Annotated in this window: 14 protein-coding genes; 9 read left to right on the forward strand and 5 right to left on the reverse strand. The window is 64.5% G+C overall.

What is annotated here, in order from left to right:
- The first annotated feature begins 221 nt into the window (after positions 1–221).
- A complete protein-coding gene (pan1, locus tag LDB05_RS00005) occupies positions 222–1,439 on the forward strand; it encodes a proteasome-activating nucleotidase Pan1 (protein WP_226005877.1) in 1,218 nt (405 codons plus the stop codon).
- 175 nt (positions 1,440–1,614) lie between these two features.
- Complete coding sequence (locus tag LDB05_RS00010) at positions 1,615–1,938, forward strand: hypothetical protein (protein WP_226005878.1); 324 nt, start codon at positions 1,615–1,617, stop codon at positions 1,936–1,938.
- Between the two features lie 92 nt (positions 1,939–2,030).
- Here the strand turns inward: LDB05_RS00010 and LDB05_RS00015 are convergent, their stop codons facing one another.
- Positions 2,031–2,168 carry a hypothetical protein gene (locus LDB05_RS00015; RefSeq protein WP_226005879.1) on the reverse strand — a complete coding sequence of 46 codons (138 nt, stop codon included), beginning with the start codon at positions 2,166–2,168 and terminating at the stop codon, positions 2,031–2,033.
- Between the two features lie 84 nt (positions 2,169–2,252).
- Positions 2,253–2,474 (reverse strand): hypothetical protein, encoded by a 222-nt coding sequence (locus LDB05_RS00020; protein ID WP_226005880.1) that lies wholly within the window; start codon positions 2,472–2,474, stop codon positions 2,253–2,255.
- A gap of 154 nt (positions 2,475–2,628) precedes the next feature.
- Here LDB05_RS00020 and LDB05_RS00025 point away from each other — a divergent pair, with 154 nt between their 5' ends.
- Complete coding sequence (locus LDB05_RS00025) at positions 2,629–3,183, forward strand: GMP synthase subunit A (protein ID WP_226005881.1); 555 nt, start codon at positions 2,629–2,631, stop codon at positions 3,181–3,183.
- A 120-nt stretch (positions 3,184–3,303) separates the two neighbouring features.
- Complete coding sequence (locus LDB05_RS00030; protein WP_226005882.1) at positions 3,304–3,801, forward strand: YciE/YciF ferroxidase family protein; 498 nt, start codon at positions 3,304–3,306, stop codon at positions 3,799–3,801.
- 100 nt (positions 3,802–3,901) lie between these two features.
- On the opposite strand, the gene LDB05_RS00035 is transcribed toward LDB05_RS00030, so the two are convergent.
- A complete protein-coding gene (locus tag LDB05_RS00035) occupies positions 3,902–4,342 on the reverse strand; it encodes a MaoC/PaaZ C-terminal domain-containing protein (RefSeq protein ID WP_226005883.1) in 441 nt (146 codons plus the stop codon).
- 285 nt (positions 4,343–4,627) lie between these two features.
- Between LDB05_RS00035 and LDB05_RS00040 the strand changes: the two genes are divergently transcribed.
- Together LDB05_RS00040 and LDB05_RS00045 are read left to right on the forward strand one after the other, a co-directional pair.
- The gene (locus LDB05_RS00040; protein WP_226005884.1) at positions 4,628–5,530 is read left to right on the forward strand and encodes an NmrA/HSCARG family protein; all 903 of its coding nucleotides are present in this window, start codon (positions 4,628–4,630) and stop codon (positions 5,528–5,530) included.
- A 486-nt stretch (positions 5,531–6,016) separates the two neighbouring features.
- Complete coding sequence (locus tag LDB05_RS00045) at positions 6,017–10,903, forward strand: carboxypeptidase regulatory-like domain-containing protein (RefSeq protein WP_226005885.1); 4,887 nt, start codon at positions 6,017–6,019, stop codon at positions 10,901–10,903.
- Positions 10,904–11,219: 316 nt separating this feature from the next.
- Here LDB05_RS00045 and LDB05_RS00050 read toward each other — a convergent pair whose 3' ends face one another.
- Both LDB05_RS00050 and LDB05_RS00055 read right to left on the reverse strand, forming a co-directional pair.
- On the reverse strand, positions 11,220–11,357 hold the full coding sequence (locus tag LDB05_RS00050; RefSeq protein ID WP_226005886.1) for a DUF7331 family protein: 138 nt from the start codon (positions 11,355–11,357) through the stop codon (positions 11,220–11,222).
- A 19-nt stretch (positions 11,358–11,376) separates the two neighbouring features.
- Positions 11,377–11,721 (reverse strand): hypothetical protein, encoded by a 345-nt coding sequence (locus tag LDB05_RS00055; protein ID WP_226005887.1) that lies wholly within the window; start codon positions 11,719–11,721, stop codon positions 11,377–11,379.
- Between the two features lie 254 nt (positions 11,722–11,975).
- Between LDB05_RS00055 and LDB05_RS00060 the strand changes: the two genes are divergently transcribed.
- The 3 genes from LDB05_RS00060 (at position 11,976) to LDB05_RS00070 (ending at position 16,262) form a co-directional block, all read left to right on the forward strand.
- Positions 11,976–12,482, forward strand: a complete 507-nt coding sequence (locus LDB05_RS00060) for an LUD domain-containing protein (RefSeq protein WP_226005888.1) — start codon at positions 11,976–11,978, stop codon at positions 12,480–12,482.
- Position 12,483: 1 nt separating this feature from the next.
- Positions 12,484–14,820, forward strand: a complete 2,337-nt coding sequence (locus tag LDB05_RS00065) for an LUD domain-containing protein (RefSeq protein WP_226005889.1) — start codon at positions 12,484–12,486, stop codon at positions 14,818–14,820.
- A 143-nt stretch (positions 14,821–14,963) separates the two neighbouring features.
- A complete protein-coding gene (locus LDB05_RS00070; RefSeq protein ID WP_226005890.1) occupies positions 14,964–16,262 on the forward strand; it encodes an ArgE/DapE family deacylase in 1,299 nt (432 codons plus the stop codon).
- Positions 16,263–16,267 lie beyond the last annotated feature (5 nt).

Genomic DNA, 16,267 nt, shown 5'->3' on the forward strand with positions numbered 1-16,267 from the left:
ACTCGAGACGGTAGGTGACGGGACTGAGCGACGACGTTCCGTTAGACCGACAGGACCGGTCTGCAGTCCGCCGTGGATCGGAGTTCCGACTCCCGCCGTTCGGCGGCTCGTCCGAACGCCCTCGAAACCGACTCTCGGTCGTGTTCGTCGGGAATTCGCCGTACGTCACAGTGCTGCACCTACCCGAAGTCTCTTAAGAACCAACACCCAAGGGACGGGTGATGAGCGACACCGTGGACGACGTCGACCTCCCATACGACGAGGACGAGGCGTCCCAACAGGAGAAGATCCAGTCGCTCGAGGAACGGCTGGAGATCCTCGAGGCGCAAAACGAGGAGATGCGCGACAGGCTCCTCGACGCCAACGCCGAGAACAACAAGTACCAGCAGAAACTCGAGCGACTCACACACGAGAACAAGAAACTCAAGCAGTCCCCGCTGTTCGTCGCCACCGTCCAGGAAGTCACGGACGAGGGCGTCATCATCAAACAGCACGGGAACAATCAGGAGGCGCTGACGGAAGTCACCGACGAGATGCGCGAGGACATCGAGCCCGACGCCCGGGTCGCGGTCAACAACTCGCTATCTATCGTCAAGCCCCTCTCGAACGAAACCGACGTTCGCGCTCGCGTGATGGAAGTCACCGAGAGCCCGGACGTCAGCTACGAGGACATCGGCGGACTCGAGGAGCAGATGCAGGAAGTCCGCGAAACCGTCGAGATGCCCCTCGAGAAGCCCGAGATGTTCGACGACGTCGGGATCGACCCGCCGAGCGGCGTCCTGCTCTACGGGCCGCCTGGGACCGGGAAGACGATGCTCGCCAAAGCCGTCGCCAACCAGACCGACGCCACCTTCATCAAGATGGCCGGCTCGGAGCTGGTCCACAAGTTCATCGGCGAGGGTGCCAAGCTCGTTCGCGACCTCTTCGACGTCGCACGTGAGCACGAACCCGCCGTCATCTTCATCGACGAGATCGACGCCATCGCCGCCAAGCGGACCGAGTCCAAGACCTCCGGCGACGCCGAGGTCCAGCGGACGATGATGCAGCTTCTGAGCGAGATGGACGGCTTCGAGGAGCGCGGTGAGATCCGCATCATCGCCGCAACCAACCGCTTCGACATGCTCGACCGCGCCATCCTCCGCCCCGGCCGGTTCGACCGCCTGATCGAGGTGCCCAAGCCGAACGCGGAAGGTCGCGAGATCATCTTCGAGATCCACACCCGCGGGATGAACGTCGCCGACGACGTCGACTTCGCCGAACTGGCGGTCGACGCCGAGGAGGCGTCGGGTGCCGACATCAAGGCCGTCTGTACCGAGGCCGGCATGTTCGCCATCCGCGACGACCGCACCGAGATCCGGATGGAGGACTTCCGCAGCGCCTGGGACAAAGTCCAGGCCGAGTCCGACGAGGGCGAAGAAGTCTCGAAGACCTTCGCCTGAAGGAGTCGCTCGAGGTCGACGTCGATCTTTTGCTTCGGTTTCACTGCGACGGGCGACAGCATTTGGCGTACCCATTGACTGACGGATGCGACACTATTCGAGAGACGCCGCGAGGGTGACATGTGCAAACTGAACGGGTATCCGACTCGATTCTCTCTACTGACGTGGGCCGACTATGGCCACTGAGAAATCACCACCCTCCCGAAACGATATCGAGAACCGAATCGAACAGGTCGGAACGTACTCTCGCGCGGTCCGGATCGGCTTTCTGATCATCCTGGGCGCCTTTGTCTTGACGGTCGTCGGCGTCCTTCCGGCGAACCTCGAGAGCGCCGCAGCGGCGATCGAAGCGATACAACTCCCGCTGATCTTCGTCGGACTGGGGCTGATCCTGTACGGGATCGGGATGCACCTCCATCTCATGCACCTGAACCTGGTTCGCCAGCTACAGCCCGAACCCGGCGACGGCGCTCACTCGAGCGATAGCGCTGCCGACTGATTCGATCGAGGGGACTGTGTACGTGGAACCTCCGTCGTCCCTCGTTTCGAGACCGATCAAAACGAGACGACGACGCGGAGCGATTTTCCGCGTTACAGGACCGAGAAGACGAGCCACGGGACGATGAACATGGCCAGCGTCAACACTGCGAGGATCAGTGCGTACCCGATGCCCGTTCCCGCCGCAGTGAGCCACGAGGGATGGTCGAATTCGCTGAGATCGACTGGCATGTGTTCGTCATCCGGTGACGAACGCATAAACGTACCGGAACCCCGCCTCGGGAATAGCGGTTTACCGGCCGGTTCGGGCCGGGACTAGCGATAGATGTTTCGATACCGCTCGCGATACTCTCGAAGGGCGAGTCGGGCCCTGCGCCGCGAGGTGAAGCCGAATCCGATCGCGTCGCACGCACCGTTGTCACACTCCCATCGGAAGGTCCCGGAGCCGGGGTCTCTCGAGACCGAGACGTCCGTCTCGCACAGCGGGCAGGTCCACCCCCACCGCATATCGCCTGTGTCCACATTCGGGCGACCCATACTGGTTCTACGGTCGGCTTGGAGCGGAGGGTGAAAAGCTCGGACCTGAATCCGTGCACCAGTTATAAGGAGCCGTCAGGTTCGACCGTCGCGACACTGCAATCGAAATCGGTTTTCGGACCGCTTTTACCGGGTGGCCCGCTACGAGCACCCAATGACGAAGATCGTCGTGGTGGACAATCATGGACAGTTCACCCACCTCGAGCGCCGGGCGCTTCGCGACCTCGGCGTCGATACGGAGCTGATCGACAACGACACACCGCCGGAAGACGTCGACGCCGACGGCGTCGTCCTCTCGGGCGGCCCGGACATGGACCGGATCGGGCGCTCCGCCGACTACCTCGAGGCGGACGTGCCAGTTCTCGGCATCTGTCTGGGAATGCAACTGATCGCGGACGAACTGGGCGGCCGCGTCGGGGGCGGCGAGTACGGCGGCTATGCGGACGTCACCGTCGATATCGTCGACGACGAAGACCCGCTGACCGGATCGCTCCATCCCGAGACCCGCGTCTGGGCGAGCCACGCCGACGAAGTGAAGGAACTCCCCGACGGATTCGAACTGACCGCGAAAAGCGACGTCTGCGACGTCGAGGCGATGAGCGATACCGATCGGGACCTCTACGGCGTCCAGTGGCACCCCGAGGTCGCCCACACCGAGGAAGGAGACGAGATTTTCGAGAACTTCCTGGCGGTCTGCGAATCCGAGTAGTCCCGCGAACTGCAGACTCCCGAACTGCAGATTCTGCCGTCTGAGTCGCCTGAATACGCTCATCTCAACTGCAAGCCGCTTGCTTATTGAAATCACTGCTGTCCACTCGGACGAACGCCTATGACCATAGATTCGACCGAAGACCTCTTCGTAGACGGACTGAAGCACGCGTACTACACCGAACAGCGCCTCGTCGACGCGCTCGAGGAACTCGAGCAGACCTCCACGAGCGAGGAACTCAAATCGGGATTCGCCGAGCACCGCGAGGAAACTAAAAACCAGATCGACCGCCTCGAGACGGTGTTCGAGCACGTCGACGCCTCTCCAGAGGGAGAAGAGGACCCGGTCGTCGAGGGAATGATCGAGGCCCACGAGGAGTTCGTGGACAAGGACCCGAGCGACGAAGCGCTCGATCGGTTCAACATCGCCGCCGGACAGAAGTCCGAGCACTACGAGATCGCCGTCTACGGGAACCTCATCCCGATGGCCGATCAGCTCGGACTCGACGACGCCGCGGACACCCTCGAGGAGACGTTGCGGGAGGAACAGGACGAACTCGAGACCCTCTCGGAGATGGGCGAGGAGTTCGATTACGGCGAACTCGAGGTTTCGGAGTAAGTCGACCGGTCCGTACGCTCTTTTTCGAGACCGGTGATCGACAGGGACTGGCCGCTGTACTGGTCCGGGCTCGGATCGGGGCTCGTCGCTCCTCGAGCGATCAGTCCCTTCGGCGCTGGACGACGAGGTCGGTTACCATCGTCATCACCGGCTCGCCGTCGACGCGGGCCGAGAGTTCGTAGTCGAGGTAGCCGTGGCTGTCGGTGTGCTCTGGGGTCGTTTTGTCCAGCACCTCGCCGCTGATGACGAGGGTGTCGCCGGGACGAACCGGTTCGTGCCAGGCGAGTTCGGAGAGATACCGTGCGCCCATGTTCGCGACGTCGCGGAGGTATTCGTTGACCCAGATGCGCATCGCGACCGCGACCGTGTGGAAACCGCTGGCGATGAGGCCGCCGTGGACCGACTCCGATGCGGCTTCGGGATCGACGTGGAATCGTTGTGGATCCCATTTCCTGGCGAACGACACGATTTCGTCTTCGGTCAGCGTTCGCTCTCCGAAGGTCGTCTCCGCACCGATCTCGATGTCTTCGAAGTACTGCATAGTTGATCGTTCGACGGCGATCCGGAAAGTTCCACAGACTGGGTACGGGCTCGTCGCCGGTTTCGCTTCCGTCTCCAGAATGAAACCATCCGGATATCCCGAACTCCGCTCCTATCGGAACTCGTGACGGTAACATCAGTGTTAGGTGGTATCCTTAATGTCCAATATGTTATATTTGTATTCGGCCCGTCTCCCGATACGTAATGAACCCGGTCGACGCCGTCGTTCGGACAGCAATCGTATCGCACACCACTGACAACCTGCGTGCTGGAGAGGTGAACTGATATGACGAGCGTACTCGTCACCGGTGCGACCGGCAACCAGGGCGGCGCGGTCGTCGCCCACTTGCTCGAGTCCGACGCCGATTTCGACGTATACGGACTGACCCGCGACGCCTCCGGAGACCGCGCCCGGGAGTTGGCCGAGCAGGGCGTGACGATGGTCGAGGGAGATATGAACGACAAGGAGTCGCTGGCGCCGCACGTCGCGGACGTCGACGCGGTCTTCGCCGTCACGAACTTCTGGACGCAGGGGTACGACGCGCAGGTTCAGCAAGGGAAAAACGTCGCCGAAGTCGCCGCCGAGGAGGGCGTCGACCAGTTCGTGCTGAGCGGCGTCGGCAGTCACGAGCGCGACACGGGTATCCCTCACTTCGATTCGGCGTGGGAGATCGACCAGCACGCGCAGGGACTCGACCTGCCGCTGACCGTCCTCCAGCCCGTGTTCTTCTTCCAGAACTTCGAGGCGTTCGCCGAGGACGTCGTTGAGGACGGCCAGATCGCGCTGCCCCTCGAGGAGGGCGTCTCCCTCCAGATGATCGACGTCGACGACGTCGGTCGCGCTGCTGCGGTCGCGTTCGAACACCCTGACGAGTTCGTCGGGGAGCGCGTCGAACTCGCGGGAGACGAACTGACTCTGGCGGAAACCGCCGAGGTGCTCTCGACGGTCACTGGCCGAGAGGTCGACCCCGTTCACGTCCCCATCGAGGACGCCTACGACTCATTCGGCGAGGAGTTCACCGTCATGTGCGAGTGGTTCAACGAGGTCGGCTACGACGCCGACATCGGCGAGCTCGAGGACCGGTTCGGATTCGAGTTCACGCGGCTTCCCGAGTACCTCCGCGAAAACGGCTGGGAGGACAAAGAGGGAATGGCGTCGACGCCCGGCTGGGTCAAGGCGATGCAGTAGTCACGTTGAGGCAGCGGCGATCGTCGGCCTCCGACGATGCTGGTCTCGTTATCGGCGTCGGAAGGGCGTCAATCGGCCGGTGACGCGCGGTTCAGACGACAGCGACTGGCACGCAACACCGATCGTTAGGCGACAGTTTTCGGTCCTATTTTCGCGCGATCGATCGCAAATCGGGGCGTCGAGTCACATCCGAGATCCGTGCTGCCGACGAGTGCGAACGCGTCGGATCGGTCGTACGAGACGTGGTATCGTTGCATCCCGTGCGAAGAGCTACGAGCGTCGGTACCTGTGTTTCCCCGGAAGCAACGCGGCTCTCAGCTATATGTATGTTTAAAAGTTAAAGCCATATCCGGGAAAAAATACTATCGGACTGTTGTTGACATGGCAGACGCTGTGAGAGTCATGAGAACGAGACAGATACGGGCAACGACACTCGCTGCCCTGGTCGTTTTGTCACTCGTTGCTGCACCGTTCGGAGTCGCAGGAATGAGTGATGCAGAACCGACCACAGAACGTATCGACGCACAGAACGACGATCTGAATCAGGTCGTCGAGACCGTTAACAACAACGAAATCGCGACCGCAAACGACGCGATCACGTCGTTCAACAGCCAACTGCAGGAGAAAGCGTCTCTCCTCAGTGTCGACGTCGAGAACGTCAGTTCCGTCGACGCGGTCGAGGCCACGACGGTTCCGGAAGCTCAGGGCGAGGCCGATCGCCTCCGAACCGACCTCGATGCTCGAGAGACGGCGATCTTCGACAAGATCGTGACCGTGATCAACGAGGGCGGCGTCGCTGACGTCAACCGCTCGGAGATCCAGTCGCCCGCTGACGCACGTGAGGTTGCCGACCGTCTCGAGGAGGAAGGGGGCCTCGCGACACAGGCAGCCGAGTCGCTGCGAGACGCGGCCGACCTGATCGAAAACGATCTCAGACCGCCCCTCAATGGCGCTGCCGATCAGCTGGATTCAGTTCAACCGGCCACCGGTGCGGTTGAGGGAACCATCACGGATACTGACGGCGAACCGATCGCCAATGCGACCGTTACCGCCGGCGACCAGCAGACGACGACCGACGAGAACGGCTCCTACGGTCTCGACCTCGAGCCCGGTGAGTACTCACTCGCCATCTCGGCCGATGGGTACCAAGACGCCAGTCAGAACGTCTCGGTCGAGGCCGACGCAACGACGACGGTCGACGTTACCCTCCAGCAGGAGGACGACGGCGGCTCGGACGAGGTCGGTGAGGTCGTCGAGAGCGTCAACAACAACGAGATCCCGACCGCGAACGACGCGATCATGTCGTTCAATAGCCAACTCCAGGAGAAGGCGTCTCTCCTCAGCGTCGACGTCGAGAACGTCAGTTCCGTCGACGCGGTCGAAGCCCAGAGCGTCCCGGAGGCTCAGGACGAAGCCGATCGCCTCCGGGCTGACCTCGATGCTCGAGAGACGGCGATCTTCGACAAGATCGTGACCGTGATCAACGAAGGCGGGGTCGCCGACGTCAACCGCTCGGAGATCCAATCGCCCGCTGACGCACGCGAAGTTGCCGACCGTCTCGAGGAGGAAGGGGGCCTCGCGACGCAGGCGGCCGAATCGCTGCGAGACGCGGCCGATCTGATCGAAAACGATCTCAGGCCGCCGCTGAACGGCGGTGCCGACAAGCTCGACGCACTCGAAGGCGAAGAGCCGACTACCGGTACGGTCGAGGGAACCGTCACCGATGCTGACGGTGACCCGATTGCCGGTGCCACGGTCACCGTCGGCAACGAAACGGTGACGACTGCTGCGGACGGCTCGTACGCCGTCGATCTCGAGACCGGCGACTACACGCTCACCGTCTCGGCCGACGCCTACGAGGAGACCAGCGAGGACGTGACTGTCGAAGCCGACACGACCACGACTGTCGACGTCACACTGGAACTCACGCCCACTGACGGGACCCTCGAAGGCACCGTCACTGACGCGGACGGCGAGCCGATCGCGGGTGCGACCGTCGCCGTTGACGACCAGCAGACGACGACCGACGAGAACGGCTCCTACAGCCTCGAACTCGAGGCCGGCGACTACACGCTCGCGGTCTCGGCCGAGGGCTACGAGGACGCCAGCCAGAACGTCACGATCGAGGTCGAAACGACCACGACCGCTGACGTGACGCTCGAGGAACGTCCCGGATCCGTCGAAGGGACCGTCACTGACGCCGACGGCGAGCCGGTCGCCGGCGCCACCGTCACTGTCGGTGATCAGCAGACGACGACCGGCGAGAACGGCTCCTACGCCGTCGATATCGAGCCGGGCGAGTACACGCTCGAGATCAGTGCCGAGGGCTATCAGGATGCCAGCGAAGACGTGACGGTCGAGGCCGGCGGAACCACGACCGCCGACGTGACGCTGGAGCCCGTGCCGACTGACGGCACCCTCGAAGGCACCGTCACTGACACGGACGGCGAACCGATCGCCGATGCGACCGTCAGTGCCGGCGATCTGGAGACGACGACCGACGAGAACGGCACCTACAGTCTCCAACTCGAGGCCGGCGACTACACCCTCGAGGTCAGTGCCGAGGGGTACGAGGACGCTAGCGAGGACGTGACGGTCGAGGTCGAATCGACCACGACTGCCGACGTCACCCTCGAAGAACGTCCCGGATCCGTCGAAGGAACCGTCACCGACGCTGCCGGCGAGCCGATCGCCGACGCGACCGTTACCGCCGGTGACGAAACGGTGATGACCGGCGACGATGGTACGTACGCCCTCGAGCTCGAACCGGGCGAGTACGCGCTCGAAGTCAGTGCTGAGGGCTACGAGACTGTCAGTGAAGACGTGACGGTCGACGCCGACGCGACTACGACCGTCGACGTCACGCTAGAAGCGGTCGATGGCACGCTCGAAGGTACTGTAACCGACATGAGCGGTGACGCGATCGCCGATGCGACCGTCACCGTCGGTGACCAGCAGACGACGACCGACGACAACGGTACCTACAGCCTCGATCTCGAGCCCGGCGAGTACACGCTCACCGCCTCGGCCGAGAGCTACGAAGACGCCAGCCAGACCGTCTCGGTCGAAGCCGACGCGACCACGACCGCCGACGTGACGCTGGAGCCCGTGCCGACTGACGGGACTCTCGAAGGCACCGTTACTGACACGGATGGCGAGTCGATCGCTGGCGCGACAGTTACCGCCGGGGACCAGCAGACGACGACCGACGACAACGGCACTTACAGCCTCGACCTCGAGGCCGGCGACTACACCCTCGAGGTCAGCGCCGAGGGCTACGAGGACGCCAGCCAGAACGTCTCGATCGAGGTCGAATCGACCACGACCGCAGACGTCACCCTCGAAGAAGCGACCGGAGCCGTCGAAGGAACCGTTACTGACGCCGACGGTGAACCGGTCGCCGACGCGACCGTCACCGCCGGTGACGAGACGGTGACGACCGACGAGAACGGTACCTACGCGCTCGAGCTCGAGCCCGGTGAGTACACGCTCGCCGTCTCGGTCGAGGGCTACGAAGACGCCAGCCAGAACGTCACGGTCGACGCCGACGCGATCACGACCGCTGACGTGACGCTGGAGCCCGTGCCGACTGACGGGACTCTCGAAGGCACGGTCACTGATACGGACGGCGACGCGATCGCCAACGCGACCGTTGCCGCCGGTGACCGGCAGACCACGACCGACGACAACGGCACCTACGACCTCGAACTCGAGGCCGGTGACTACGCGGTCACCGTCTCGGCCGAGGGCTACGAGGATGCCAGCGAGAACGTCACGGTCGACGCCGACGCGACCACGACGCTCGACGTCGCCCTCCAGCGTGAGGAATCCGATCCGATCTCGGAGACCGTCGAGCGCGTTAACGAAAACGAGATCGCCGAGACGAACGACGAACTCGAGGACTTCAACGAGAAGGTCGACAATCAGACGTCGGAGATCGATGACAAGTTCGACGACGTCGAATCGGTCGAGGAGGTCGAAGCCAGCGACGCCGAGGCGGCGTCCGCCGAGGCCGACCGCCTGCGCGCCGACGCTGACGACCGGCAGGCGACCGTCTTCGAGACGGTCGTCGCCGTAATCAACGCGCGAGCGCCGGACATCGTCTCCCCGATCGTCGACCCCGACGACGTCACCACGCCCGACGAGGCTCGGGAAGAGGGTGAACGCATCGAAGAGGAGTACGGCGACGTCTCCGACGACGCCGCACTCGCGAACGAGTCGCTGCACAACGCGGCCGACCTCGTCGAGTTCACCGTCCAGCCGAACCTGAACGGCGCGGCCGACCAGCTCGAAAACGTGTCGCAGGGCACGGTCGAAGGCACCGTTACGGACGCCGACGGCGAACCGATCGCCGACGCGACCGTCGCCGCCGGTGACCAGCAGACGGCGACCGACGAGAACGGCACCTACAGCCTCGACCTCGAGCCGGGCGAGTACACGCTCGCGGTCAGTGCTGACGGCTACGAGGACGCCAGCGAGAACGTCACGGTCGAGGCCGCTGCAACCACGACCGCCGACGTGACGCTGGAAGCCGAACCGACCGACGGAACGCTCGAAGGGACCGTCACTGACGCCGACGGCGAACCGATCACCGGCGCGACCGTCACTGTCGGTGACCAGGAGACGACGACCGACGAGACCGGCTCCTACGCCCTCGACCTCGAGGCCGGCGAGTACACGCTCACCGTCTCGGCCGAAGGGTACGAGGACGCCAGCGAGGACGTCACGATCGAGGTCGACGAGACGACGACGGTCGATGTGACGCTCACCGAAACGGCACCCGAACCCGACGCCGACGTTATCGTCGACGCGGACGTCGACGAGGAGAACGTTACAGTCGGTGAGACGGTCACCGTCGACACGGACATCGAGTCCGCGACGGACGAGGAGATCGAGGTCGGCCAGTACACGCTCGTCATGCGCTACGATTCCGACGCCCTCGAGTTCACGGGCATCGACCGACCCGGTTGGCAGGTCGTCGACATCGAGAGCGCGGGCATTCTGGTCGTCGATCGAGCGTGGGTCCCGCCGGGACAGACCGACACGCCCGTCGACGCCTTCAGCGCCGAGTTCCAGGCCGTCGACGGTGCCGGTGAGGACACAGGCCTCGAATTCGATGCGAGAGCGTCCGGCGTCGAGGAACGCGTGTTCCTGTGGAAGACGCAGCCGCTCGACGCGGAATACGACGGCGCGACCGTCGGCATCGAGGAGTCCGAAGACGGCGAGGTCGAAGAGCCGCCATCGGACGCGCCCGAGTACTCGGACGAACTCCCCGTCATCTGGGACGGGCTGACCGGCTTCAGCGGCATGGCCGGAGTCGAGACCGACGCGACTCCGATAGACGATCGAGGGCCCGTGCCCGCTTCGTCCTGATCGGAACCGAACGACGCTGACGCTCGAGGGTGGTGACACCCTCCGTCACGGTCGTTTCGGTGGACTGAATCGGAACAACACGTATCGATCACACCGGCGCGATCGGCGTCGAGGTGTCGGTCGAATCGCGCGTATTTTTCGCAGTGTTGCAACTGACTCGACGAGTTCATCGCTACCGGTATCCGCAGCTCACGGGTAGCGGTGAGACGACGGTCGGTAAAGGGCTGCCGTCGACGCCCTCGAGTGCCCGTTTGCGGTGGATCAGTGACCGAGACGACGATCCGGCACGGGTAGCCGAGATCCGTTTTCGCTCCGGTCAGGTCTGCCAGACGATCGAAAGCGTCGTGTCGGATTCGATCCAGGCGGCGTCGTTCTCCGGATCGAAGATCCGAACGGTTCCGTCGTCCGTCTCTTGCTCGGCGTATCGGTCGGGTCCGGATGTCGTTTCTGACATGGTGGGTGTTGGATGAGAACTAGACACACATGATATAAGCTTTGTGTCTGGTGAACGGTACCGAGTCCGATCGAGACGCCAGGCGTACGGTCAACGGGCTGCGGCCGGCGGCAGAAAAGAACGGTACGAGCGTGGGACTCGATTCGATCGGGACGACGAGTTCGATACCGACGTCGTCGGGCTCGAGGGCGTTCGGGAGCGCTTCCTCTCGATCACCAGCAACGGTCGCGAGGATCTCGCGGATGGAAGCGTTGCACAGCTCGGGGTGTTCGCTCATCGGGAAATGGCGGATCTCGGCGAACTCGATCGGGGTCGCGCCCTCGCTTGTCCCGTCGGTCGTTCGACGACCGTCTTCGGATGTCATCAGGTAATCGTACTCGCCGTTGGCGATGGAGAGGGGGGCACTCGTCGGCGTCGACCTGGAGTTCGTCGCGGTAGTCGTCGACGGAGTAGTAGAGGTCGCCCTCGAAGACCCCCGTCCACCCTGCATGGAGAGATACATCGGTTCGCATCCGGTCTACTCGGGACTCTGCGGGGCCATCAGCTTCCAACAAGATCCTCGAAGTGACACTGAAGCGACCATCAGTATCTTGACCGTCCGCCCGGATGTGGGAAACGATGACAGTCGACACTCTCGGCCGGTTCGAACGCGCGCTCGAGGGACTCGAGGTGGGGTTCGAGCGCGTCGCGGCCGCCGAGGCGAGCGAGCGGATCGAAACGATCGTCGAACACCCGGCCGTCGGCGCGTCGCTCCCGTTCGAGGGGGCGTCGCTCCCGGACGGGGTGACGACCGAGCCGACGACGGCCGAGATCGAGGCGGCCCGGACGGGCGTCACTCCGGTGGCCTTCGCGATCGCGGAGTACGGAACGGTGGCCGTCGAGTCGACGGCAGACGGCGTGGAACCGATCAGCCTCTACCCGGACCGACACGTCGCGGTCGTCGCTGAGAGCGGCGTCGTTCCGAACCTCAGTGCCGGATTCAGCCGTCTCGCAGACGGCTTCGAAGCGGGTCGGGACAGCGTCGTCTTCGCAACGGGCCGGAGCGCGACGGCGGACATGGGCGACCTCGTCCACGGCGTGCACGGCCCCGGCAACGTCGACGTGATCGTCCTGGAGGACCGATAGGATGGCACAGCGCACGCGAACCGAGCAGGCCGACCGGATCCGCCACCTGCTCGAGACCGAAGGGCCGGCGATCCACGCCCACGCGAGCGCCTCGAACGCCCGTCGAAAGGAAACCTACGGCGGGACCGACGACCTCGAGTCTCTCCGAACCGACGCGCGAGCGATCAAGGAAGACGCCATCGACCGCCTTCCGGACTTGATCGAGACGGTCCGGGAGGCGGTCGAGGAAAACGGCGGCACCGTCTACGTCGCGGACGACGCCGCGGACGCTAACGCGTACGTGGCCGACGTAGTCGAGGGGAACGGGCCGGCGGACGAGGCGGCCGAGCCCTCGGTCGTCAAATCCAAGTCGATGACGACCGAGGAGATCGATCTCAACGACGCGCTCGAGGCCGAGGGGATCGACGTCACTGAAACCGATCTCGGCGAGTGGGTGTTGCAAGTAGCCGACGACACGCCCTCTCACATCGTCGGCCCGGCGATGCACATCTCTCGTCCGGAGATCGCTGACCTGTTCAACGAGCGATTCGACCCCGACGACCCCTTCGAGACGGCGGAGGAACTCACGCGGTTCGCCCGGGATCACCTCGGCGAAATCATCACGGACGCCGACGTCGGGATCACCGGGGCGAACTTCGTCGTCGCCGACAGCGGGACGATCGCGCTCGTTACGAACGAGGGCAACGCCCGCAAGTGTGCGGTCACGCCCGACACACACGTCGCGGTCGCGGGTATAGAGAAGCTGATCCCGACCCTGTCGGACCTCGAGCCGTTCGTCGATATCATCGCCAAGAGCGCGACCGGCCAGCCGATCTCCCAGTACGTGACGATGCTGTCCCCGCCGACCGACTCGCCGACGCTGGACTTCGACGCGCCGGACGAGCCGATCACGGCCGGTGGGGAAGGGGTAGCCGACGGGACGGAAGCCGCGGACGGAACGGGAGACGCGGACCGCGACTTCCACCTCGTCTTGCTGGACAACGGTCGTACGGACATGCGCGAGGACGACCAGCTCCGGGAAACCCTGTACTGCATCCGCTGTGGCGCGTGCTCGAACTCCTGTGCGAACTTCCAGTCCGTCGGCGGCCACGGCTTCGGCGGCGAGACGTATTCAGGGGGGATTGCCACCGGCTGGGAAGCCGGCGTCCACGGCCAGGAGTCCGCGGCCGAGTTCAACGACCTCTGTACCGGCTGTACGAACTGCGTCGACGCCTGTCCGGTGAAGATCGACATCCCGTGGATCAACACCGTCGTCAGGGATCGAGTGAATCGCAGCGCCGAGGCGGAGTCGTACGATTTCCTCGTCGACGGCCTGACCCCCGACGTCGAGGAGGGCGGTATGGACCTCGGGAAGCGCTTCTTCGGCAACATCGGAACTGTTGCGAAGACCGCCAGCGCGACCGCCCCCGTCTCGAACTGGCTGGCCGACGCGGGCCCCGTTCGCGCGGTCCTCGAGCGCACCCTCGGAATCGACCGTCGGCGCGATCTGCCGTCGTTCCAGCGGAAATCGCTGGTCGACTGGTTCGAGAAGCGAGGTGGCGAAGCCGTCTCGAAAAAGCGAGCGGTGGGCTCGAGCAAGCGGACAGCGCAAGCCGATGCTCGAGACGGCGGGGCCGACGTCGATCGCGAGGCCGTTCTCTACCCCGACGTCTACACGAACTACGTCGACGTCGACCGCGGGAAGGCCGCCGTCCGCACCCTCGAGGCGCTCGGCGTTCCCGTGCGAGTTCCCGACCTCCCCGAGAGCGGGCGCGCGGCGCTCTCCCAGGGAATGATCGCCACGGCGGACCGACAGGCGAGCCGACTCTACGCCGCGCTGGCCGAGGACCTCGACGCCGGGCGAGACGTGGTCGTCATCGAACCCTCCGATCTGGCCGCCATGCACCGCGAGTACGAGCGCCTGCTGCCCGAGGACTCCTACGAGCGGCTCCGGGACGGCAGTTACGAGATCTGCGAGTACGTCTACGGACTCCTCGAGAACGGTGCCGACCCCGACGCCCTGTCGACCGGCGACGGAAGCCAACCAGTCGCCTACCACTCTCACTGTCAGCAGCGGACGCTCGATCTCGAAGCGCCCACGGTGGCCGTCCTCGAGTCCTGTGGCTACGAGCCGGAGACCTCGAACGCGGAGTGTTGCGGGATGGCCGGCTCCTTTGGCTACAAACAGGAGTACTACGAACTCAGTATGGACGTCGGTGAACGGCTGGCCGGACAGGTCGAAGACGCGGAGACCGTCGTCGCCTCCGGTACTTCCTGTGGCGATCAACTCGAGACGCTGCTCGAGCGAGACGTCCCGCATCCGGTTGAGTTGCTCGCGCCCGGCGGTCACCGATCGTAGCGGGCGCTCGGTGGTCTCCCGCAGCGGTCGCGGTCTCTTTCGTGGACACCGTCGGGAACTGACTTTCGAGTGCCGACCGCCGATCCGGGTGGGTCGTCGGAGAAAGACGTAAGTATGTGGTGTGATGTACCATAACGCGGTAAATGTCCGCAATAGACAGGGGCGCTCTCCGCGACCGGATCGAGGACAGGCGCGAGGATCTCATCGAACTCCTCGACGAACTCATCGCCCAGGAGTCCGTGACCGGCAACGAGAAACCCGCACAGGAGGTCGTCGTGTCGCGATTGGAATCCCGCGGGCTCGAGGTCGACACGTGGGTGCCCGACGCCGACGAACTGCGGGACCACCCCGGGTTCTTCGAGACCTCGTCCTACGCGGCACACGGATACGAGGACCGTCCGAACGTCGCAGCGACGTGGACCGGCGCCGGCGACGGGCGGTCCCTGACCCTGAGCGGACACGTCGACGTCGTTCCAGTCGACGAAGACGAGTGGCGGTACGATCCGTGGGACGCCACTATCGAGGACGGTCGCCTCTACGGACGCGGCAGCAACGATATGCTCGGCGGCGTGGCGTCCATGCTCGTCGCCGTCGAGGCGCTCGACGACCTCGGCGTCGAACTGGCCGGCGACCTCACGCTGCAGACGACCATCGAAGAGGAAGACGGCGGTCCCGGCGGCGTCCTCTCCGCGCTCGAGCGCGGCTATCGACCCGACGCGGCGATCATTACCGAACCCTCCGGCCTGCCGAACATCGGAATGGCGAGCGCCGGGGTGATGTACTTCCGCGTTCGCGTACTGGGGAAGTCGGCACACGCTGCCCAGGGCTATGCGGGCGTAAACGCCATCGGCAAGGCGACGACGCTCTATCGGGCGCTCGACGAACTGGACCGGGAACGGAAAGCGCGTATTTCGTACGAGCCGGCCGTCCGGCAGAACCCGAAACTCGACGGGCACGAAACCAACCTGAACGTGGGCACGATCGACGGCGGCGACTGGCCCTCGACGGTCCCCTCAGAGGCGGTCTTGGAGGGACGAATCGGTTGGCCGCCCGGCGAAACACGCGAGGAGGTCCGGGCCGAAGTCGAAGCGGCCGTGCGAGACGCCGCCGAGAGCGACGAGTGGCTGTCCGAACACCCACCCGAGTTCGAGTGGTTCGGCTGGAACGCCGCGCCGCACGAACTCGATACCGACGCGGAGATCGTCCAGATCGCGCGGGAGAACGCGGAAACGGTCACCGGGAGGGAAACGACGTTCGGCGGCGGAAGCGCCGGCAACGACGAGCGGTTTTACAACCGCTACTACGACATCCCCTGTCCGTCGGTCGGCCCGCGGGGCGACAACATCCACGGTGCCGACGAGTACGTGGAGATCGCCTCGCTGGTCGAGACGGCACAGACGCTCGCGCTGACGGCGGTCGACTGGTGCGGGACTGCGGATTGACATCG

This window comes from Natrinema salinisoli, assembly GCF_020405205.1.
GTDB classification, from domain to species: domain Archaea; phylum Halobacteriota; class Halobacteria; order Halobacteriales; family Natrialbaceae; genus Natrinema; species Natrinema salinisoli.